This window comes from Bradyrhizobium sp. Ec3.3 (assembly GCF_000472925.1).
Lineage (GTDB): Bacteria > Pseudomonadota > Alphaproteobacteria > Rhizobiales > Xanthobacteraceae > Bradyrhizobium.
The window spans coordinates 33,256-54,253 of sequence record NZ_AXAS01000045.1; the positions used below are offsets into that span (position 1 = coordinate 33,256).

Consider the following 20,998-nt stretch of genomic DNA (forward strand, 5'->3'; position numbering starts at 1 on the left):
GTTCGAGCACGGGGAAGTTAGGGATCTCATAACTCGCGCTGGGACCCGAACCAAGCGCCTAACTAAATGGCTGCAACCAAAGGACCCCGTGGCGACAACCGTCAATTGACCCCACCATTGGCTCCGCTGCGGCAGGTTTGGCCGACCGTTGATGCAACCCTTCGATCTCGCAATCCCTGGGGGTTGTTTTTTCGGGCGTGAAGAGTTTCGCAGCGGGCCGTAGGGATCAGTCTTCCAAGCTGAATACGAGGATTCGATTCCCTTCACCTGCGCCGACGGCATGCGTGCGCGGCAACCAACGCAAAGCGACCTGTGGACAATGGAATCCACTCGAAAATTGTTGCTACCTTGTCCATTATAACCACTCTTAAGGGCTCCGGATCTCAGCACGAAGACCATGTCCGCCAAGGCCGCTTAGAACGGCTTCGGCTTGCTACTGGACGCGGCGCGCGCCGAGCCGTTGACCATAGAAAGGGTACGGGCGGTCGATCGTCGTGGTCGTAGCCGTCGAGGAGTTCGAGTGACTTTCGGCGAAGCGAAGTGAGACGGAGCCGGACGTGTCGCGGGGCAACAAGCTAAAGTGATAAGGGAATCGATGGGACGGCGCGGGGGCAAGACTACATGCAAGCCAAGGGGCGGCAAGCCCGTGGTCCGAGGTGTCGATTTATTTTGTGGTGTAGGAGGCCTGACGAGAGGTCTTGAGAAGGCTGGAATCGATGTCTGTCTTGGCGTCGATATTGATCCCGCATGCGAATTCCCGTTTACGGCTAACAACGATGCGAAGTTCTGCCTCAAGTCGGTGGCTGACCTGTCGGCGTCCGATCTGAGAGGGTCGATCGAGGGGGCCCCTTTCACGCTCCTAGCCGGTTGCGCGCCGTGCCAGCCTTTTTCGACGTACCAGCAAAAACTCGGCCCGTCTGACGGGCGCTGGAACTTGCTCGAGCACTTCGCGCGTCTGGCTCGTGAGTTGGAACCGGATCTCATCACCATGGAAAACGTGCCTAATCTGAGTCGTCAGGACATCTTCCATGATTTCGTGTCCACACTCGAGGAACTCGATTTTCATGTGACGTTTGAGGTCGTCAATTGCGTCGATTACGGCGTCCCGCAGCTAAGGCAGCGGCTAGTGCTGCTGGCGTCCAGACTCGGGCCGTGCGAACTGACTAGGCCAAGCGCGCGCGCAAAGCTGAAGACGGTTCGGGATGCCATCAAAGGCCTCCCCAAACTCGAAGCCGGTGGCGCGTGTAAACACGATCCTCTGCATCAGTCCAGCGAGCTTTCCGAACTGAACTTGAAGCGTATCCGCGCATCCAAGCCGGGCGGATCGTGGCGTGACTGGAAGAAGGATTTGATCGCTGACTGCCACAAGCGCAGCTCCGGCAAGTCCTATCCGAGCGTTTACGGCAGGATGGCATGGGACGAGCCTGCCCCCACGGTGACGACTCAATTTTTTGGCTTCGGGAGCGGCCGCTTCGGTCATCCCGAACAAGACAGGGCGATTTCGCTGCGCGAGGGAGCGATCCTTCAAAGCTTTCCGAAGGGGTACAAGTTCGTTCCGAAGGACGAACCAATCCACCGCAAGACCATAGGCCGTTTGATCGGCAATGCCGTGCCGGTCAAACTTGCAGAAGCGATCGGCAAATCAATTCTCCAGCACGTCAACGAGCATAGATCGACCGATAGAAAGGCCGCCTAATGAGCGTCGGAGCTCAGAAGCGCCAGGCCACGGAGAGCGCTATCATCCGGTCAGCTCCCGAGCCGGGCCAACTCGTCGAAGTCCGAAGGCGTCAGTGGATCGTCGCTGAGACCGATGCATCCAACGGAAGCGGGGAGATCGCGGCTCCGCAGCATCGTCTCACGCTCACGTCGATCGACGAAGACAGCTTGGGTGAGCAGCTCGAAGTTATCTGGGAGATCGAGCCGGGCGCTCATATCATTGAGCGCGCGGGCTTGCCCTCGATGACGGGCCGAGACAATTCAGAAAGGCTGGAGGCGTTTCTCGACGCGGTCAGGTGGGGTGCGGCAACCAACGCAGACCGAGGTTTCCTCCAAGCCCCGTTTCGTAGTGGCGTCAGCATCGAAGAGTTTCAGCTCGATCCGCTCGTTCGGGCGATCGATATGGCTCGCGCCAATCTCCTGATCGCGGACGACGTCGGTCTCGGCAAGACAATAGAGGCAGGCCTTGTCGTACAAGAATTGCTTCTACGGCACCGTGCACGGACGGTTTTCGTCGTATGCCCGGCTTCGCTGCAGGAGAAATGGCGTGTCGAGATGCTGGAGAAGTTCGGTCTAGAGTTCAAGATCGTCGACACCGCGTACGTCAAAGAACTTCGACGCGGTCGTGGCATCCACGCCAATCCCTGGACGTCGTTCCCGCGCCTGATCACTTCGATCGACTGGATCAAATCGGGCGAAGCACTGCGCATGCTACGCGACGTCCTGCCCGTCAGATCCAGCTATCCGCGCAAGTTCGATATCTTGGTTGTCGACGAGGCGCACAACGTCGCGCCTGCCGGATCAGCTCATTACGTGCTCGAAAGCCAGCGCACGCAGCTCATCCGTAAGATCGCGCCTCACTTCCAGCATCGCCTGTTCCTGACCGCGACACCACACAATGGCTACACGGAGTCGTTCACGTCGTTGCTCGAACTCCTCGACGATCAACGCTTCTCAAGGAACATCCTTCCCGACGACAAGCAGCTCTCGCAAGTCATGGTCCGGCGGTTGAAGACCGACTTGCTCGACAAGGATGGAAAGCCCCTCTACCCGAAGCGAAACTTGCAAGCGCTCGCCGTTCCGTTCACTGCCGAGGAACGCCGCATCCAGAAGCTGCTTGAGGCCTATTGCGTCAGCCGTGAAAAGACCTGCGCACAAGCAGGGGCTGCCGCCACCAGCTTCATCAACAACCTGCTCAAGAAACGTCTCTTTTCATCTCCCGCCGCGTTTGCATCGACCTTGGAGAGGCACTACGCGACCCTCACGAGCGGCAAAGCCGCTCAGAAACCTGACGAGATGTCAGATCGCATCCTGCGCAAAGCCATCCTCAAGGCGGAGGAGGATTATGCCGACGATGCGGAGGTGGAGGCTGCTCAAACCGAAGCGGTCGACGAAGCCACCAAGCGGAGCCCGGCGCTGACGGCCGACGAAGAGCGGATAATCGGCGAAATGCGCGATTGGGCGCAGAAAGCGAGCCGTCGCATCGACTCCAAAGGGAAGGCGATCATCGATTGGCTGGAGGCCAACCTCAAGACTGCCGGTGCCTGGAACGACCGCAGGGTCATCCTGTTCACCGAGTACCGAACTACCCATCAGTGGCTGCAGCAAATCCTCGCGTCCCATGGTTTCGGTGGGGACTATCTCTCCATAATCCACGGCGGGATGGATCACGAGGACCGCGAGATCGTTAAAGCCGCGTTCCAAACCAATCCGAAAGACGCCCCGGTCCGCATCTTACTCGCGACGGACGCCGCCTCGGAGGGCATCGACCTCCAAAACTACTGCAACTGCCTCATTCACGTGGAGATTCCGTACAATCCCAACGTGATGGAGCAGCGCAACGGCCGCATCGACCGGCACGGTCAAAAGGAAACGGAGGTGCTGATCTGGCATCCCGTGGACGGCGGCGCAGCGGCCGACGGCTCTTTCGGCGGGCACAGCGAGGACATCATTCGCGCCTTGAAGAAGCTCGAGGCGATGCGCGAGGACATGGGCAGTGTCAACCCGGTGATCGCGCCACAGATGGCAGGGCTAATCGAAGGCAGCCGCCGCGAACTCGACACGCGCGAAGCCGAAGCACGCGCCGCGAAGGTAAGGCGCTTCGTGAGAGCCGAGCAGCAGCTCAAGGATCGCATAGCCAAGCTGCATGAACGTCTCCAGGAAACGTCGAAGGATTTTCACCTGTCCCCGGACCGCAGCTATGCGGCGGTGAAGACCGCCCTCGCTCTCGAAAAGCGACCGTCGCTCAAGCCGGTCGATCTCCCGGGCGCGCCGGCGGGCTCGGTGTTCGAGATGCCGCCTCTCACCGGTTCGTGGTCGCGCTGTGGCGAGGGTCTCCATCACCCGCACACCGGCAAGTTACGTCCGATCACCTTCGATCATGCGGTTGCCAAGGGCCGGGACGACGTCGTCCTCGTTCACCTCAATCACCGCCTCGTACAAATGTGCCTTCGCCTGCTTCGCGCTGAAGTGTGGGCCCAGAACGACGTCAAGAAACTGCACCGCGTCGATGTGCGAGCGCTGCCGTCATCGATGATCAATGATGTCGCGGTGGCGGTGATATCGCGCCTTGTCGTGACCGGGGGCAACCACCATCGTTTGCATGAGGAACTCACCGTTGCTGGCGGCTATCTGAAGGACGATGCATTCAGCCGCGAAACGCGCGTCACACAGGTCAACGACTGGCTGGATAAGGCGGCTTCGATCGATGCCCCCAACCGCTTGTTCGAAGGATTGAAGCGGCGCTTCGAGAAGTCACAGGAAGGCGTTCAGCAGGCCGTGGAGGCGCGTTCCCGGGAGCGGCTTCGAAATCTCGAGAACACGCTCGAAGCCCGGCAGCAGCAGGAGATCGGCAATATAACCGCGGTGCTGGACGAACTCGAGCGCGCCATTACCGCCGAGCTTCGCAAAGAGGAGGAGCCCGAGCAGCTCGACTGGATCAAGACGCTTCATGAAGACGAGCGCTTGCAGGTCCGGCGCGACATCGACGCCTTGAAACATCGACTTGCCCGTATTCCCGCCGAGAAGCAGGAGGAGATCGAGTCGATCCGCAAGCGCTTTGCCGGATATCAGGTCAAGACCTTCCCGGTCGCCGTCATACTGTTGGTTCCCGAGAACCACCCGTGGAGACGCGCGGCATGAGCGATCGCACGCGCCACTCGGAGTGGCTGTCTCTTATCGACGTTTCGGGGCCGTTTCTCGCCGAGCCGGTCTTGAAGGATACCTTTCCTCAAGGGCTCGGCGGCTTGGATGCGGCGAAGAAGACGCTGCTGCGCCAGGCGTATGACGAGTGGCGCGAAGCGCGCGATCTCGACGATCCGCTGCTGCTGAAGATCCACAGCGCTTGGATCGATCTCGTTCTGAAGCAGGGGCTGGAGCTCGACGAACAAGGAAAAGCTGATGTCCTAAAGCCCCGTGCCTCGCTATCCGAGACGCTGGCATACGAATTGCCGGAGCACGGTGTAACTCTCCGTCCCGACTACGCGGTCGTAGATGCGGAAGGCCTGCCACGTATGCTGATAGCCACCTATGCTCCGGACATCCCGCTGACCGATGCAAGGAAGGGCGATGCCTGGGCGGCGCCGCCCGCCGAACGCATGGTCGAACTGTGCAGAGCGACGCAGGTGCGCCTCGGGCTCGTTACAAACGGTGAGCACTGGATGTTGGTCGACGCTCCTGTCGGAGCTGCGACGACAATGGCGAACTGGTACGCGCGCCTTTGGGGGCAGGAGCCGCTAACGCTTCAAGCCTTCGTCAATCTCCTCGGCATCAGACGCTTCTTCGTCGATCGAAGCGAGCAGCTACCTGCTTTGCTCGACAGGTCACTCGAACATCAGGACGAAGTGACCGACGCTCTCGGCGAACAGGTCAGGCGCGCGGTCGAAGTATTGATTCAGGCCCTTGAGCGGGCGGACGTGGACCGTAAGCGCGAGCTGCTCGAAGGGATAGAACCGACGGAGCTTTATGAAGCCGGCCTTACCGTCATGATGCGTATCGTCTTCCTGCTGTCAGCGGAAGAGCGTGGCCTATTGTTGATGGGTGACCCTCGTTACGAAGGCAACTACGCCGTCTCTACTGTGCGACTGCAGCTGCGCGCGGAATCCGAAGAAATATTGGAACGTCGCTGGGATGCCTGGTCACGGTTGCTCTCGGTGTTTCGCGCAGTCTATGGAGGTATCGATCATGACTCCATGCGGCTGCCCGCCTTGGGGGGCTCGCTTTTCGATCCCGACCGATATCCGTTTCTAGAAGGCCGTGCCAAAGGTTCAAGCTGGAGAAGCGATCCCGCGACGCCACTGCCGATCGACAATCGAACCGTCTTACTGCTGCTCGAAGCAGTCCAACTTTTCCAAGGCCGGACGCTCTCGTATCTCGCGCTCGACGTGGAACAAATCGGTTACGTCTACGAAGGTTTGCTTGAGCGTACCGCTGTCCGCGCTGGCGAAGTCACGCTCGATCTCGACGCGACGAAAAATGCTGACACCCCGTGGGTCACGCTCCCGGAACTCGATGACGCTGCAGCTAAAGGGCGCAAGAACGTAGAAGAGCTTCTCCAAGATCGCACCGGCAGTTCCCCGAGCCGCGTTCGCAATGACTGGGGAAAAGACGTCAACGATGCGTCCGCCGAAAAACTACTGACGGTGTGCCAGGGGGACGGTGCGCTGCGTGATAGGGTGAAGCCGTACTTTCATCTTCTCCGAACTGACCCGTGGGGCCACCCCCTCGTTTATCCCAAAGGCACCGTCATGGTCAGGATGGGCGCCGGCAGGCGCGAAACTGGGACCCACTACACGCCCAAATCGCTGACAGAAGCGATTGTTAAAGAAGCACTTGAACCACTTGCTTATTTCGGGCCGGACGAGGGCAAGCCTAGGGATGCTTGGCAGCTCAAAGCGCCAAAGGAGCTACTCGGTCTAAAGATCTGCGATCCCGCAATGGGGTCCGGCGCTTTCCTCGTGCAGGTTTGCCGATGGCTGTCGGAGCGGGTCGTCGAAGCGTGGGCCCAAGCCGAGCAACAAGGAAGTGCAATCTCATCTGAGGGTGAGGTGTTTGAGGCGATCGGTTCGCTAGAGCCGCTACGCTCGGATCCAGAGGAACGGCTATTAACAGCACGACGATTGATCGCCGAACGTTGCCTGTACGGCGTCGACATCAACCCCTTGGCCGTCGAGCTTGCCAAGCTTTCGATCTGGCTCGTGACCCTTTCTAGGGGGCGACCCTTTGGCTTCCTCGACCACAATCTACGTGCTGGCGACAGTCTGCTTGGAATCACAAGCCAAGATCAACTCTATTACTTGGACATGGAGCCCCGCAAGGGAAGCTCTAAGCAGCTGTTTGCTGCGAACCTCGAGAAAGGGGTGGCGGAGTCTATAAAAGTTCGATCGGAGCTGCGGCAGCGTCCCGTTCGAGACATTCGAGACGTCAATGCGATGGCAGACCTTGATCAGCAGGCACGCCATTTACTCCGATTGGCGAGCCTCTCAGCCGATGCATTTGTCGGCACAGTACTCGCGCCTTACGGCCAAACCACGGGTGTGGCCATGGTTGCTGGCTTGATCGGGGAAGCGGTGGCCGGACACACAGACAAGGTGGAAGAACTGCAGCGCGCAGCGCATACGACCTTGAAGTTGGATCTCCCCACTGGAAAAACTCCCCGGCGGCCTTTTCATTGGCCACTTGAATTTTCGGAGGTTTTCAAAGGCTCTAATTCCGGTTTCGATAGCATCGTCGGCAATCCACCATTTCTGGGCGGCAAAAAGATTTCCGGTGTTTTTGGAGACCGCTACCGAGAATATCTAGTCGAGCACGTAGCAGGGGGCACACGGGGCCACGCCGACCTCATCGCATATTTCTTCCTTCGTGTAGGCGCGCTCGTTCGAAGGGGGGGTACCTTTGGGTTGATCGCGTCTAATTCTATTGTGGAAGGCGACACGCGCGATGTTGGACTCACGCAACTGCTGGCGCGAGGCGGAGCGATCTACAGAGCGACGCGCAGCGAGATTTGGCCTGGGACGGCGAACGTCGCAACCAGCAGGATCCATTTTTGTCGCGGAGAATGGGGCGGCTTACGAATATTGGATAACGCCGCAGTTTCACGCATATCAGCTAGTTTGACCGATAGAGAGAACTGGAGCCCAGTGAAGCTGTCGTCGAATCTTGGAGCGTGCTTCCAGGGGTCTATCATCCTTGGGTTGGGGTTTACACTCACTCCCTTAGGAGCGAAAGCCATACTTCAAAAGCATCCGGAATATGCGGGGACAGTCTTGTTTCCGTACCTCATCGGCAAAGAGGTAAACTCACATCCAATACCGACGCCCGGACGATGGGTAATAAACTTTTGGGACTGGCCGGAAAGTAAAGCTAAGACCTATCCGGACCTCTACGAGCAAGTTCTCCGAAACGTAAAGCCGGAGCGAGATGCCCTTAAGAACAACGTTACCGCACAAGGATACAAGGACAGGTGGTGGCGCTTTGGGCGTGATGGAAAGAATCTATACCATGCGGTGGGGAGGGGCGGCCTTTTTGTTGCTCATCCCACTGGAGCGTATCCACGCACTCCGTTGGACTTGGTGATTGTCTTCGCAACACAAGCGACGAAATACCCCTGCTTCACAATAGTTAAAAACGAGTCGATATATGCCAACTCTCTTGGCGTCGTAGCAAGCCAGAGCTTTGGCCTGCTTGCGGCACTTTCTTCCGATTTACATGCTATTTGGGCATTTGAGCACGGATCACGCTTAGAGGAGAGGCTACGATATACTCACGGTGATATTTTCGAGACGTTTCCTTTCCCTCCTGGTGTGTTGGAGAACCGCAACCAATCTCTTGAGCGTGTAGGAAAAAAATTCTTCGATAAACGCCAAGCTTATCTTGTTGGCAAAAACATGGGAATGACGAAATTCTATAATGATTTTCATGACGCCGAGAAGCGAGATGCTCAAATAAAAGAACTTCGTGAGTTGCAGGTTGAGATGAACCATGAGGTTCTAAAGGCTTATGGTTTTGAGAGCATCGACCTTGCCCATGATTTCCGCGAGGTTGGCTATCAACCTAGCGGCAAGAATATTCGTTTCACGATTAGTGAACCTGCGAGAATTGAGCTGCTGTACCGGTTGGCCGTATTGAACAAATTACGGCACGAACGAGAGAGTAGGACCCCGGCATTGTCAGCCCGCCGCTTGTCGGATTGCGTTGACGAAATTCCTTCGGACGGCCTCTTCGCGACACGAGCGGGGGCTGGTGGTGCAAGTGGCTAGGATCTATTCACATGAGGAGTGTCCTGGCGCCGATCTCACGGTTGATGCGGTGTACGAGGGCGGCCAAACTAAGGACGCCGGGAGCGATGCGATTTCGAAGGTTCTGCATGGCAGCGGCAATCAAGGGGGATTCCGTGCAGCAGGGACAGGCGAGGACAAGAAGTTCGTCGCTCTCTACACGAGCGGGAAGAATCGCGATTGGCCAGGCCATCTGGAGCTGAGCACGGGACAGTTCGTGTACTTTGGCGACAACAAGACGCCGGGACACGAGCTTCACGAAACGCCGCGCAGCGGCAACCGCATTCTGCGCCGCGTCTTCGATCTATTGCACGCCAATCCGAGCCAGCGCGCGCTTATTCCTCCTTTCTTCGTCTTCAAGAAATACCCGACGTCGGCGAGCGCGCGATCGGTGCAGTTCAAAGGCTTGGCTGCTCCGGGCTTTCCAGGGCTTGCGGCAACGAGCGATCTGGTCGCTGTCTGGAAGACGACCGGCGGCCAGCGCTTTCAAAACTACCGCGCTGTCTTCACGGTGCTCGATGTGCCTGTCGTGCCTCACGCTTGGCTTCATACTGACCGCGAACGGTTTCAACACACGGGAGCTTTTGAGCGCGCTCCTGCAACGCGAATTTCCAGGGGGCAAACATGGCGGAAGCAACGGCGGCTAACGGCACTGTAGCGACGAACGCCTGGCTGGTCGTCGACAAGGGTGGCGCGCTTCTGCCGGGGTTCACGGTCGCGCTTTCCGGTGAACGCAAGCTGCACGCCGCCATCGCGCATGGCGATTGGCTGTTGGTAGCCGATCCGTCGGGGAGCGCGTCGCGCGTCGGGCGCGTCATGCGCGTGCGCTCGGATCTCGAGAGTACGGTTCTTTACCTCGATCGCCTCCTCGAGATCGGTGGAAATGCGACAATCACTTCTGCCGGACTATCGCCGCCTATGGGGCAGACGACGCGATTGCAGTGGAACGACTTCCTGGACGCGGTGAAAAAAATCACCGGAGGAGCGCTCGACGATGTTCCGCCGGTTGGCTCGCGTAGAGGCAAGGAGAACGAGGACATCTCCTATATCCGGGAGCTGCTACAGTTCGCCGTGATCGACGATCTTCTCGGGCCCGCGAACGGTCCCCACGAGCGTATCATCGATATGAGCGTGCGGGACCGCTACCTCGTCGGCAAGCTCGCGCCGCGCGAGGTCGAACACGACGGCGTCGAAGGCGGGTTACCCGCCGCGGACGATGCCGACGAAGAGCCCGGCGACCTCGATGTCCACAAAGGCCGGCACGAGCCGGGAGCGGAGTTCGACAGTACCACGGGACGCGTCGACGCCGAAGCCGAGTCTGCCGACGAGATCGACGCCACAAGCAACCAGTCTCTCGTGCCTTCCAGCCTCGGATTGACCTTCTGCGTCAACGGCGACGTGAAGCAAATCGAGGTCGAAGCGCGCTGGGGCCAGTACGAGCGCATCTACGAGCACGAACATACGAAGAAGATCAACAAGAAGATCAAGGACGCCCAGGGCAACGTCATCCGCAAGGAACAGGCCGAAGTCAAAGCAAAGGTCTGGCAGCGCGTGCCGTGCGGCGGCCAGCTGACGCTCGAGCTTATCGATGGCGTGATCTCCCATCGGCCGCCCGACAAGGACCGGCCGGATGTGAGGGTGCAAGGAACTGTGAGGCCGAAGAACGCCGACGGCGACCGGCTCATCACACTGTTCCTCGTCAACGCGCAAACCGAACCGGACGAAAACAAGGACTCCGCCTGGGTCTTCCAGCCGGAGCTGATTGTCCGTTCGCCGAATGGCAACGCGGTATTCAGACGCCGCGCGGCGCTCGCGACCAAGGACGACGACGAAGAGCGCAAGGCGCTCGAGATGATCTACCGCAAGCAGGTCGAATTCGCCGTAGGCCACGGAGTTTCCGTCCACGCGAATACAGTGGCCGAGGACCCCGAGAAGGCCGACGATGTGCGCACCGTCGTGATGCCCCAGTTCGAGGTGCCGGTCACCGAGACGCCCGGACTGCGGCCGCAAGACCGGCCCGCCATGCGCGACATGGTCGACAAAGGTCATCTCGATATGGAGGTCCTGTCCGCGCTGGATCCCAAGGACCTGGTCGCCGCGCTGTCCGTGCTTCCCCGCGATTATGGAGACTGGATCGCGGAACAGCGCGCCCGCATCGGCAAGGATGTGACCGGGCACGCCCCACAGGCCAAGGCCGCACTGGACCGCTGCGATGAAATCCGCAAGCGGCTCGAAGAAGGAATTGCCGTCCTCGCCGATGCGAAGAACGAAAAGGCGCTCACGGCTTTCCGCTTCGCGAACAGGGCCATGGCGCAGCAGCGCATTCACAGCCTTTATGCGCTCTCGCACCGCCGCGGCGAAGGAAAGACGCTTGCGGATTTCGAGGAGCGCCGCAACAGGTCATGGCGGCCGTTCCAGCTCGCGTTCATCCTTCTTTCGATCCCGTCGCTAGCCGATCCCGAACACAAGGACCGCACCGCTCCGCTCGACGCCTATGCCGATCTTCTCTGGTTTCCCACTGGCGGCGGCAAGACCGAGGCGTACCTGGGCGTCGCGGCCTTCGCGATGGCGATACGGCGTTTGCAAGGCGTGCTCGGCGGCTATGACGGCACGCGCGGCCTGACCGTCATCATGCGCTATACGCTGCGCCTCCTGACGCTCCAGCAATTTCAGCGCGCCTCGACGTTGATCTGCGCCATGGAGCTGCTCCGGCAGGAGGCCGCTGCGAAGGGCGACAAGTCGTGGGGCGAAGAGCCGTTCACGATCGGACTTTGGGTCGGCAACAAGGTGACTCCCGGCACCACCGCCGAAAGCAGCCAGGTCGTTCGCAATATCCGCGACCCCGAGAAGTTCGATGCGGGCGGGACGTCGCCCGCGCAGCTGACGAGCTGTCCCTGGTGCGGATGCGAGATCGATCCTAAGCAGGATATCGAGGTCGATACCGCGCGCAAGCGGACGACGATTTACTGCGGCGACAAAAAAGGCGGGTGCGAATTCTCGAAGGGCAAGTCGAGTAAAAAGACGCAGCCCGGCATCCCCGTCCTCGTGGTCGACGAGGAAATCTATCACCGCCCGCCGTCGATGATGATCGCGACGGTCGACAAGTTCGCCCTCATGGCATGGAAGGGGGAGGTGCGGACTCTCTTCGGCATGGCCACGACGGAATGCCCGAGGCATGGCCTTCTTTGGCCTGACGCCGATTGCACCGGCAATCACAAGACATACAAAGTGCTGCCGAGTACGGCCGTTCGCAACATCACCCGCCTCAGGCCGCCCGATCTCATCATTCAGGACGAATTCCATCTTATCAGCGGGCCTCTCGGCACGATGGTCGGCCTTTATGAAACCGCGATCGACGAGCTTTGCGGCTGGCAACTGAACGGCAAAACCGTTCAGCCCAAGATCGTTGCTTCCACGGCGACGGTCCGAAAGGCGGCGGAGCAGGTCAACAACGTGTTCATGCGGCGCGTCGCGGTGTTCCCGCCGCACGGTCTCGATGTCGAGGACAACTTCTTTTCGATCCAGAGGCCCGTGGCCTCGATGCCAGGGCGCCGCTATCTCGGGGTTTGCTCGCCGGGCAGCTCGCGTCCGGCCATGCTGATCCGCGTCTATACCGCCTTCCTGACCGCCTCGCAGGCGCTGTTCAACCGTTTCGGCCAGGCTGCCGATCCGTACCTCACCACGGTCGGCTACTTCAATTCACTGCGCGAACTGGGCGGCATGCGCCGCCTCGCCGAAGACGACGTGCAGACGCGCTCCTACCGCGTGCAGATGAGCGACGTCGACCGGCCCGGCCTCGAGCAGCGCGCCGTGAGCACCATCCGCGAGCTTACCTCGCGCGTTTCGAGCCGTGATATCCCGAAGAACCTCGATCAGCTCGAGATCAAGTTCAAGGCGTCCTACGACGCCGCGCTCGGGCGCTACGTGACGGAATGGGACGAGGGTGAAGCTCGATCGATCGACGTCGTGCTGGCGACAAACATGCTTTCCGTCGGAGTCGACGTGAATCGCCTCGGGCTCATGGTCGTGAACGGACAGCCCAAGGGGACAGCCGAATACATTCAGGCAACGAGCCGCGTCGGGCGCTCTTTCCCGGGGCTCGTCTGCACCGTGCTGACATGGGCTCGGCCCCGCGACCTATCGCACTACGAGACCTTCGAGCACTACCACGCGACCTTCTACAAGCACGTGGAGGCGCAATCCGTCACGCCGTTCTCGCCGCGCGCGATGGATCGTGGACTTACCGGAACGATGCTGAGCGTCATGCGGCTCGAGAACCCTCTCTTCAATCCCAATCCCGGCGCGGGAGCTCTCGACAAGCCCGATCGAACGGAAGCGGCCGAGGCGCACGATCTGCTTGTCAATAGGGCGTGGCAGATCTCCCATCAGGCCGCCATCAAAGATCTCGCCTCCGCGGAGCTCAAGGAGCGTCTCGACGAATGGGCGGGAGAAGCGGGCAAGGGCGGCAGAACCCTCGCTTACGAGAAGAAAGGTCCGAACGTTTCCACGACCGTCGCGCTTCTCAAGCGGCCAGGGATTCAGGCGTGGGACAATTTCACCGTTCCCATGTCCATGCGTGAGGTCGAACCCGGCGTGAGCCTCATCATGAGCACCGTCAGGATCGGCGGTTCCGATCCGGGCTGGAATCCGCGGCCCGTCGGGCGGGACGATGCTGGAGGCGACGCATGAACGGTGACAGGACTCCCGTCGGCCAGGTCAGGCCGAGTCAGCTCCTTTGGACCTACGGGCCCGGCGCTCTCGTCGACCTTCCGAGCCTTTCCGTCGTTACGCTCGGCATCGACAAGTGGGAGCTGAGCCGTTGCCCACCGCTGGAGGAGGCGCGCCTGCTCGCCGCGGTGCGCCGCGAGCTGGGGCCGCAGGTTCAGAGCCTTCGGATGCCGCCGTTTCAGCGCAGCGAGAATGTCGATCCGTTCTCCGCCGAGGCCTTCATCGGTGTTCCGGTCCGGCCCTTCCCGCGCTGGTTGCGCTGCGTGAAATGCGGACTCCTTTCCGCCTATGATACGGGGCTCTTCGAGTGCAAGGAGCACCGATTTCGGCCCGAGCGGACGCGCTTCGTCCACAAAGATTGCAAGGGCTCGAAGGACGACCAGCCGGCAAGAGACGCCGATGCCGTGCCCGCTCGCTTCTTGCTCGCCTGCCGCAACGGTCATCTCGACGATTTCCCGTGGGACTATTTCGTTCACAACGGCCCGTCCCCCTGCAAAGGTACGCTGCGCTTCTATGAAAGCGACGCCTCGCTCCAAACCGAAAATCTTTGGGTCAAATGCGACGGGTGCGGTGCAGCGCGCAGCATGGCGCAGGCCTTCGGGAAAGTCGGCCGCGAGAACTTGCCCGGCTGCCGGGGCCGCCACCCTCATGTCGATCACTTCGACTCAGGCTGCACGGAGGAGGCTCGGGCCGTGCTTCTAGGTGCGACCAACAGCTGGTTCCCGATCACGCTTTCGGCGCTGGCGATTCCGCTGACATCCGATCCGATCGTTCAGCTCGTTCAGGACGGCTGGGACTACTTCGGCGATCTCGAGTCCGAGGAGCAGGTCGCCGTCACGGTGAAGACCCTCAAGAAGACGGGCGCGCTTTCCGGCATCGACAAGCATTCGCCGAAGGCGATCTGGCAGGTCATTCAGCAGATCAAGATCGGTAACGCGGGAGGAGGCGTAACAGAAGCCGACATCAAAGGGCCGGAGTGGAGCGTTCTCACCGATCCCAATCCGCCGACCGACTGGCCTCATTTTCTGAGCAAGACCGTTGCGGCTCCAAAGGCCTTCGAAAAAAAGATCGCAAGCGTCCTGCTTCTCGAGCGCCTGCGCGAAGTGAACGCCCTGATCGGCTTCACCCGCGTCGAAGCGCCAGAGGAGGCGACCGACGTCAACCAGCGGCCACCGCGCGCAGCCCTTTGTAGGGTCGCGCCGCAATGGGTGCCTGCAACGGAAGTTCACGGCGAGGGGATTTTCGTCCGGTTCGATGAAGCCGCCGTCAAGGCATGGGAGAGCAAGCTTGCGGTCGTATCCCGCCTTGCTAAGATCGAAGCCGGGCATCGCGGCTGGCGAAATGCGCGCAAGCTCGATCCTGCGGAAGGCTTCCCCGGGATCCGCTATGCGATGCTCCATACGCTATCGCATCTCCTGATCCGCGAGCTCGCCCTCGAATGCGGCTACAATGCCGCCAGCATCAGGGAGCGAATCTACGCGGATACCGAGGGCGATAGCCCTCAAGCGGGCATCCTGATCTATACCGCCGCCGCAGATTCGGACGGCACGCTCGGTGGCCTCGTCGAACTCGGAAGACCCGACAATCTGGGCAGGCTTCTCAAACAGGCCTTGGGTCGCGCAGGCATTTGCTCTTCCGATCCACTCTGCTCCGAGCACAATCCCGAGACGGACCGTTCGCTCCACGCCGCGGCCTGTCACGCCTGCTCCTTCGTCTCGGAAACTTCCTGCGAGAAGGGCAATCGCTACATCGACCGCGCGCTCGTCGTTCCGACTTTGGAAGTGACCGACGCGGCATTCTTCGATTGAGGGCCGCATGGATCGGCTGATCGAAGCGGTCATCGACCTCGTTTCCAACACGCCGCCCGCCAAGGCGAAGCAGCTCGCGGCAGCGATCGGCAAGCTAGCTTCACAAGATGAGGCCGCCTCGCTGTCGGGATGGGCATCGAACCAAAACGCGCAGGCAAGGCTCGCGAAGCTTCTTGCGGCCTGGACCAACGCCCCAGTACCACCGGCTGAACTATCCGGCATACTCGCCGGAGCGAGCGCTGCCTATCACCAGGCCAAAGCCGAGCAAGAATTCGAACTCGTCTGGACAGGGCCATCGAGCAAGCTCGTCGCGACCCGAAAGACGGAGCAGGCGCTGCTTCAGGTCATCGACGCGGCCGGGTCGAAGCTCTTCATGACGAGCTTCGTAGCTTACGACGTCGCCACGATCATGAAGGCGTTAGGGCGCGCGGCGGCGCGGGGCGTTGCCGTCTCGATGCTGCTTGAGGCGAGCGCCTTGCACGGCGGAAACATAAGCTTCGACGCTATCGGGAAAATGAAAGCTGCCTTGCCGACCGCACTTATTTATTCCTGGGCGCGGAAGGCCGATGAGTTCGCCGGCGGAAGCGTTCATGCTAAAATCGCCGTCGCCGACGAAAGCTTCTGCTTCATCTCAAGCGCCAATCTCACGGGCCATGCCATGGAAAAGAACATGGAGGCGGGCGTCCTCATCAAGGGGGGCGCCATACCGAGCAGCCTTCACAGGCACCTCGAAGCGCTCGTGACAACCAAAGTGATTGCAGGCGTCTGATGGACACGGTCGACAAGGCGACACGTTCCAGGATCATGGCCAGCGTCGGTCAGCGCAATACCGGCGTCGAGCTGATGCTGCGCTCGGCTCTTCACCACATGGGAGTTCGCTACCGGCTGCACGTTCGTTCCCTTCCGGGCAGCCCCGACCTCGTCTTTCCGCGTTATCGCGCCGCCGTGTTCGTCCATGGCTGCTATTGGCATGCGCACGGCTGCCACCGCTCGACCGTTCCTCGAAGCAACCACGGCTTTTGGTCCGACAAGTTTGTCGCGAACAAATTGCGCGATGCGAAGAAAGAAGCCGCGCTGCTCGATGCCGGATGGCGCGTCATGACGGTTTGGGAGTGCGCGCTTCGCGGGAAGACTGCCCGGCAGCCCGAAGAAGTAGCGGCCGCCGTCCGCAAGTGGCTGCGTTCGCCCGCGAGTCGCAGCCGGCCCGCCAACGCGCCCGCTCCTTCGATCGCAGGCCTCGAGTGGGCAGCGTCATGACGATCGCATGTCTTGGCTGGGGATCTTTGAGCTGGAGTCGCGGCGACCTGCCGATCCGAGGAAGCTGGCACGAAGACGGTTTCGTCAATGGGTGCTTCTGGCACCGACATGAAGGCTGCGCGAAGTCGACCACTCCAGCAACACGTACGGACTTTTGGCTTCAGAAATTTAAGAAAAATGTTGCGAGAGACCGACGAGCCAAGTCTCGCTAGAGGCAGCGGGCTGGAAGGTGATTGTGATCTGGGAATGTGAGGTGCCGACGCTTCAAGCCGCTGCGGCTCTGACTAAACCTATCTGTTCATCTGTCAAAAAGAGAGCTCGAGTTCGCGCGACGAACGTGTTATACGACCTACGACATGGGGCGGTAAATGCGGGTCGTTAGTCTATTTAGCGGCATTGGTGGTTTTGAACTGGGCTTGTCTCGGGCCGGCCATGAAACCGTTCTCATGTGCGAGAACGATGACCTTGCAAGATCAGTTCTGCATCATCGCTTCCCCGGCATCACTGTTCGCAAAGACGTGCGCTCGCTAAAGCAGTTACCAACCTGCGATATCTTGACTGCTGGCTGGCCCTGTCAGGATTTAAGTCAGGCTGGAAGGACTGCGGGGCTCAACGGTAGTAGCTCCGGGTTAATCTCGGAAGTTTTTCGAGTTATAGAAGCAAGCAAGCACAAACCGGATTACGTATTGCTTGAGAACGTCGCGTTTTCCTTGCACCTGCATGGCGGAGCTGCATTGAAGTACGTGACAGCAAACCTTGAACGACTAGGATATCGGTGGGCCTATAGAATTTTAGACAGCAGACAATTCGGGGTCCCGCAACGCCGGCGCAGGGTTTTCATTTTGGGATCGCGCAAAGCATTGCCACAAACGATACTTTTTCGAGGAGCGAGCGCGGTCGGAAAAATCAACGAGCCTTCCGTCGAGATGTTTGGCTTCTACTGGACAGAAGGAAACACGGGACTTGGTTGGTCACCCGGGGCTGTTCCGCCTCTAAAGGGGGGATCTTCGCTTTCCATTCCCTCCCCGCCAGCGATTTGGGACAAACGCTCGCGGTCCTTTCTGACGCCCGGAATATCTGATGCTGAGCGAATGCAAGGCTTTCCTTCCGGTTGGACGGCCGTTGGCGTTTTGAAAAACAAGAGAAAGCGGGGAAGGTGGAAACTTATCGGCAATGCCGTTAGTGTGCCTGTAGTCGAGTGGATTGGCAGGGGCTTTTTGGGAAACGAAGAAATAAAATATGAAGCGCCGGTAAGTACGACCTTCACAAAGTCCGCAAACGCTGCTTACGGCGAGAAAGGCAAACCGCACCTATATTTCTGCTTCGGCCATGAAGGATCAGACGCGCCCGATATTGGAAGCTTGGAGAATTTTCAGTTGAATGATGCAACAGAGCTTTCAGGGCGAGCTGCGTCGGGGTTTTTATCACGGATTGAAAAAAGTACGTTGAAAACACATCCCAGCTTCATCCCTGATCTGAGAAATTATGTCAGCTAACGTATGACCGGCCAGTCTCGTACCGCTGCATCATCCTTATATAGGAACACATGAACGATCTTATGCGGTCGAGCTTGTCTGCTATATCGGCGACCGAATAATTTCCGCCTATGGCTTCGAAGGTTTCCTCGCCATGGGCCAATTCGTTCCTAGCGTTTTTTACGATAGCCAAATCAGACCCGCCCAAAGTCTTGTTGGGAGGCCGCCATCCGCGATCGCCAATGTCTCGCGCGAATTTTATCAGCTTCGTATGATCAATATTGCCGGCGAAGGGTACGGCCTCCTCCTTCTGCAACCAACTCACTCTCCCTGGTACAAATTCGACAAATTCCTGCAGTAATGCTCCATGATTGACGCCGTCTTGCAGCTTCTTCTTGAAATGCGCGTGCACGATATCTTGCTGCCAATAGGCGATCAGCTCAGCAAAGGAGCTGCTGTCATTTTGCATGCTCTTTCTCACGCTGATGACAGTCTCTCTGGTCGCGAACTCCACACAATTGTAAATCATGATGAAGGACGCTGCGCGAGATGCCGCGAGCGTCGCGGTCGCTCGATAAAAGCCCTTGCCTGGCGTCCGATGCCGCGTTTCCAGCTCGCGGAGAGACCGCAAATAATATGACACCCCAGCAATTCGGGCGCGAAAAGCCGCTTCAATCATTGCTCTGCGCCAGTAATCTGTCTCGCACAAATTCGATACGAACCCGCAGGCGTGGCCCGCTATTGCTAGCGTCCGTCCTAACTAGCGCATTCAACTGATCGCCAAAGATCCAATCGGGGTCGGAAGTCAACTTAAGGTTTGGCTTTTGCCGTAGTGCCAAGCAGGTTCCTACAGCGACAGCCTCAAATCGAACGCGGGGCAGCGTGCCACCCTTACCGCCTCGATAAAAAGCTTTGGGATAGTTGTCCGTCACGAATGTCATGGTGCGCAAGAATTCGTCTCGCATATGATGGACCTGAGCGTCAGTAATGGTCTTGTTCAGTTCAATTACATTCAGGTCCAAAAATCGCCGGACGTCGTGCTTAAATTCCGTGTAGTGATCCGAGTATATGAAGAAGCGGGTGACCAGCTCCTGCCGCTCGCTTTCTGGATCGGCAGCTTTGGTGATCTTGGGCGAAAGCTGTTTGAAGATGTCCGTCGCGGCGCACTCCAAGATTAGGTCCAAGAACCTGCCACGGAAAGCACCCTTCCTGATCTCCGCATCGTGCAGTGTCTTCCCGGTGGTGTTCAACCGTCTGAACAGCTCGATACGAGTACTCTCGTCCGTGCCCTCGTCTAGAACGAACGACCGAATTGGAGTGTTGAAAAGACGCTTACGAACTGTGAGTGGAAAATCCGCGTATCTGAACCCCGACAGAATATCTAGCTTATCAAGGTCACCGAGAGCGAATTCGTTGTTGACGAAGCGTGCCAAGGTACGGACGCGTTGGGACCCATCCACAATTTCCAAGCGACCCTTGACGTCATAGAAAAAGATTGGAGGGACCGGAATTCGCAATATCACGCTCTCGATAAAGTAGGACTGAGCTTGCTCAGACCATCGGAGCTTCCTTTGGTATTCAGGAATGTAAATGTCGCCCTCTTGTTCGGGCTCTTCCTTAAATTTCTGAACCAGCAGTTCTACGGGGTAGTCGGTCACGAGATAGCGAACATCTCTGCGGGCTGCCTCGATAACCGCAGTAATTTCCTCTTCAGAAGGCGCAAGATTAAGGCCCTTCTGTATTTCGTAATCGCTCATCCCAGTTCCCCCATGCTGCCGCATCCAACCTCAACCGGAGCGCGAGGGCAAGAGCGTCGCTGTCTATCGACTTCACGGATCGGTGCCTCGCCCTGCTTACGAAGCTCCGCGCTCGACGAAAATATGGGTCATCGCACGCGCCTTGCGGACTTCCTTCGTCAGTGCCTTAACGATCTATTCATGCTGACAATCGGAGGCGCTCCAAGGCCCATCGCTCGGCCTGCGGGCTCGCCTGACTGCAAGAAGCCGGGCCGACTGGCCCTTGTGACAAGCGCGATCCGGGAATGTGGTTAACTTCAGCGTCCCGAGCAATGTGTTGTAATTCACGGGCCGCGCGCCCGCGGCGGCTTAGACCCGCCGGTACCGCTCTTGAAATTGCAATGGAATTCGACAGCAGAGGCTAGATACGCCCCTCTAGACGAACGCTATGTCGCTGCTGGAGAGCCGATGCTGGCGGCGCTCACCGAGTGGGGTGTCGCGTATCCCGGGTTGAACGTGATGGTCGAGCGCGACGAAATTCTGGAGCGAGGCCTCAAGCCGATCGCGGCGGAGCCGGAGCAAGTGACCGGCGCGACCCTTCACGAAGCATCATTGTCGCAAATCGCGCTTCTAGAGCCGGAGCTGATTAACTACTGCCGACAAACACCCGAAAGGGCACAAGCCTTGTTCGGGCTTGTGGTCTGCTACGTCGCATCGGCGGATGATTCGTGGCGCACAACCGCCGAGATGGCCGTGAAGACGAAGGAGGGTGAGAAGACCGTTGCGCTGAGCTTTGCAGATTGCTACCGGGTGCTCACATTCCAATCGGAGAAACGTTGTCATTCGTTCAAGACGCGGAGGGGAGCGACGTCGCCATCCGGAACGTGGCGGCTCTGCGGTACGCCGTTCGGCCTGATATATGGGAAGCCGGAATGGACTTTGACGAATGGGTCGAGAGTGCGTTTGTAGCTGCTGGGCCGGAAGAGCCCTGATGCTCTTCGATG

At 59.1% G+C, this 20,998-nt stretch carries 12 protein-coding genes; 10 read left to right on the forward strand and 2 right to left on the reverse strand.

Features of this window, described 5'->3' with window-relative positions; all coding sequences use genetic code 11:
• Positions 1-646: 646 nt before the first annotated feature.
• The 9 genes from YUU_RS52500 to YUU_RS56955 all read left to right on the forward strand — a co-directional run bounded on the left by YUU_RS52500 (position 647) and on the right by YUU_RS56955 (position 18,279).
• Positions 647-1,696 carry a DNA cytosine methyltransferase gene (locus tag YUU_RS52500; protein WP_035664017.1) on the forward strand — a complete coding sequence of 350 codons (1,050 nt, stop codon included), beginning with the start codon at positions 647-649 and terminating at the stop codon, positions 1,694-1,696.
• On the forward strand, positions 1,696-4,857 hold the full coding sequence (drmD, locus tag YUU_RS0132495; RefSeq protein WP_027526098.1) for a DISARM system SNF2-like helicase DrmD: 3,162 nt from the start codon (positions 1,696-1,698) through the stop codon (positions 4,855-4,857). Before YUU_RS52500 ends, drmD begins: the two co-directional genes overlap by 1 nt.
• On the forward strand, positions 4,854-8,972 hold the full coding sequence (locus YUU_RS52505) for an Eco57I restriction-modification methylase domain-containing protein (RefSeq protein ID WP_198031866.1): 4,119 nt from the start codon (positions 4,854-4,856) through the stop codon (positions 8,970-8,972). Before drmD ends, YUU_RS52505 begins: the two co-directional genes overlap by 4 nt.
• A complete protein-coding gene (locus tag YUU_RS59090; protein ID WP_156944623.1) occupies positions 8,965-9,648 on the forward strand; it encodes a hypothetical protein in 684 nt (227 codons plus the stop codon). Before YUU_RS52505 ends, YUU_RS59090 begins: the two co-directional genes overlap by 8 nt.
• Complete coding sequence (gene drmA, locus YUU_RS0132510) at positions 9,615-13,679, forward strand: DISARM system helicase DrmA (protein WP_027526100.1); 4,065 nt, start codon at positions 9,615-9,617, stop codon at positions 13,677-13,679. Before YUU_RS59090 ends, drmA begins: the two co-directional genes overlap by 34 nt.
• Entirely contained in the window at positions 13,676-15,526 is a 1,851-nt protein-coding gene (drmB, locus tag YUU_RS0132515) for a DUF1998 domain-containing protein (RefSeq protein WP_027526101.1), read from the forward strand. Before drmA ends, drmB begins: the two co-directional genes overlap by 4 nt.
• A 7-nt stretch (positions 15,527-15,533) precedes the next feature.
• A complete protein-coding gene (gene drmC / locus YUU_RS0132520) occupies positions 15,534-16,295 on the forward strand; it encodes a DISARM system phospholipase D-like protein DrmC (RefSeq protein WP_027526102.1) in 762 nt (253 codons plus the stop codon).
• A complete protein-coding gene (locus YUU_RS52510; RefSeq protein WP_084801650.1) occupies positions 16,295-16,783 on the forward strand; it encodes a very short patch repair endonuclease in 489 nt (162 codons plus the stop codon). The genes drmC and YUU_RS52510 overlap by 1 nt, the downstream gene beginning before the upstream one ends.
• A gap of 368 nt (positions 16,784-17,151) precedes the next feature.
• A complete protein-coding gene (locus YUU_RS56955; protein ID WP_027526103.1) occupies positions 17,152-18,279 on the forward strand; it encodes a DNA cytosine methyltransferase in 1,128 nt (375 codons plus the stop codon).
• Here the strand turns inward: YUU_RS56955 and YUU_RS0132535 are convergent.
• Positions 18,272-18,937 carry a hypothetical protein gene (locus tag YUU_RS0132535; RefSeq protein ID WP_027526104.1) on the reverse strand — a complete coding sequence of 222 codons (666 nt, stop codon included), beginning with the start codon at positions 18,935-18,937 and terminating at the stop codon, positions 18,272-18,274. The two genes, YUU_RS56955 and YUU_RS0132535, sit on opposite strands and share 8 nt — an antisense overlap.
• Positions 18,930-20,015, reverse strand: coding sequence for a DUF262 domain-containing protein (locus YUU_RS0132540; protein ID WP_035663994.1), 1,086 nt, complete (start codon positions 20,013-20,015; stop codon positions 18,930-18,932). Before YUU_RS0132540 ends, YUU_RS0132535 begins: the two co-directional genes overlap by 8 nt.
• Positions 20,016-20,462: 447 nt before the next feature.
• Between YUU_RS0132540 and YUU_RS0132545 the strand changes: the two genes are divergently transcribed.
• Entirely contained in the window at positions 20,463-20,963 is a 501-nt protein-coding gene (locus YUU_RS0132545) for a hypothetical protein (RefSeq protein WP_027526106.1), read from the forward strand.
• Positions 20,964-20,998: the final 35 nt, after the last annotated feature.

Bases quoted from the DNA above. Each gene is read 5' to 3' on its own strand.
- drmD (WP_027526098.1), top strand. From the start codon at position 1,696: ATGAGCGTCGGAGCTCAGAAGCGCCAGGCCACGGAGAGCGCTATCATC.
- YUU_RS52505 (WP_198031866.1), top strand. From the start codon at position 4,854: ATGAGCGATCGCACGCGCCACTCGGAGTGGCTGTCTCTTATCGACGTT.
- drmA (WP_027526100.1), top strand. From the start codon at position 9,615: ATGGCGGAAGCAACGGCGGCTAACGGCACTGTAGCGACGAACGCCTGG.
- drmB (WP_027526101.1), top strand. From the start codon at position 13,676: ATGAACGGTGACAGGACTCCCGTCGGCCAGGTCAGGCCGAGTCAGCTC.
- drmC (WP_027526102.1), top strand. From the start codon at position 15,534: ATGGATCGGCTGATCGAAGCGGTCATCGACCTCGTTTCCAACACGCCG.
- YUU_RS52510 (WP_084801650.1), top strand. From the start codon at position 16,295: ATGGACACGGTCGACAAGGCGACACGTTCCAGGATCATGGCCAGCGTC.
- YUU_RS56955 (WP_027526103.1), top strand. From the start codon at position 17,152: ATGCGGGTCGTTAGTCTATTTAGCGGCATTGGTGGTTTTGAACTGGGC.
- YUU_RS0132535 (WP_027526104.1), bottom strand. From the start codon at position 18,937: ATGATTGAAGCGGCTTTTCGCGCCCGAATTGCTGGGGTGTCATATTAT.
- YUU_RS0132540 (WP_035663994.1), bottom strand. From the start codon at position 20,015: ATGAGCGATTACGAAATACAGAAGGGCCTTAATCTTGCGCCTTCTGAA.
- YUU_RS0132545 (WP_027526106.1), top strand. From the start codon at position 20,463: ATGCTGGCGGCGCTCACCGAGTGGGGTGTCGCGTATCCCGGGTTGAAC.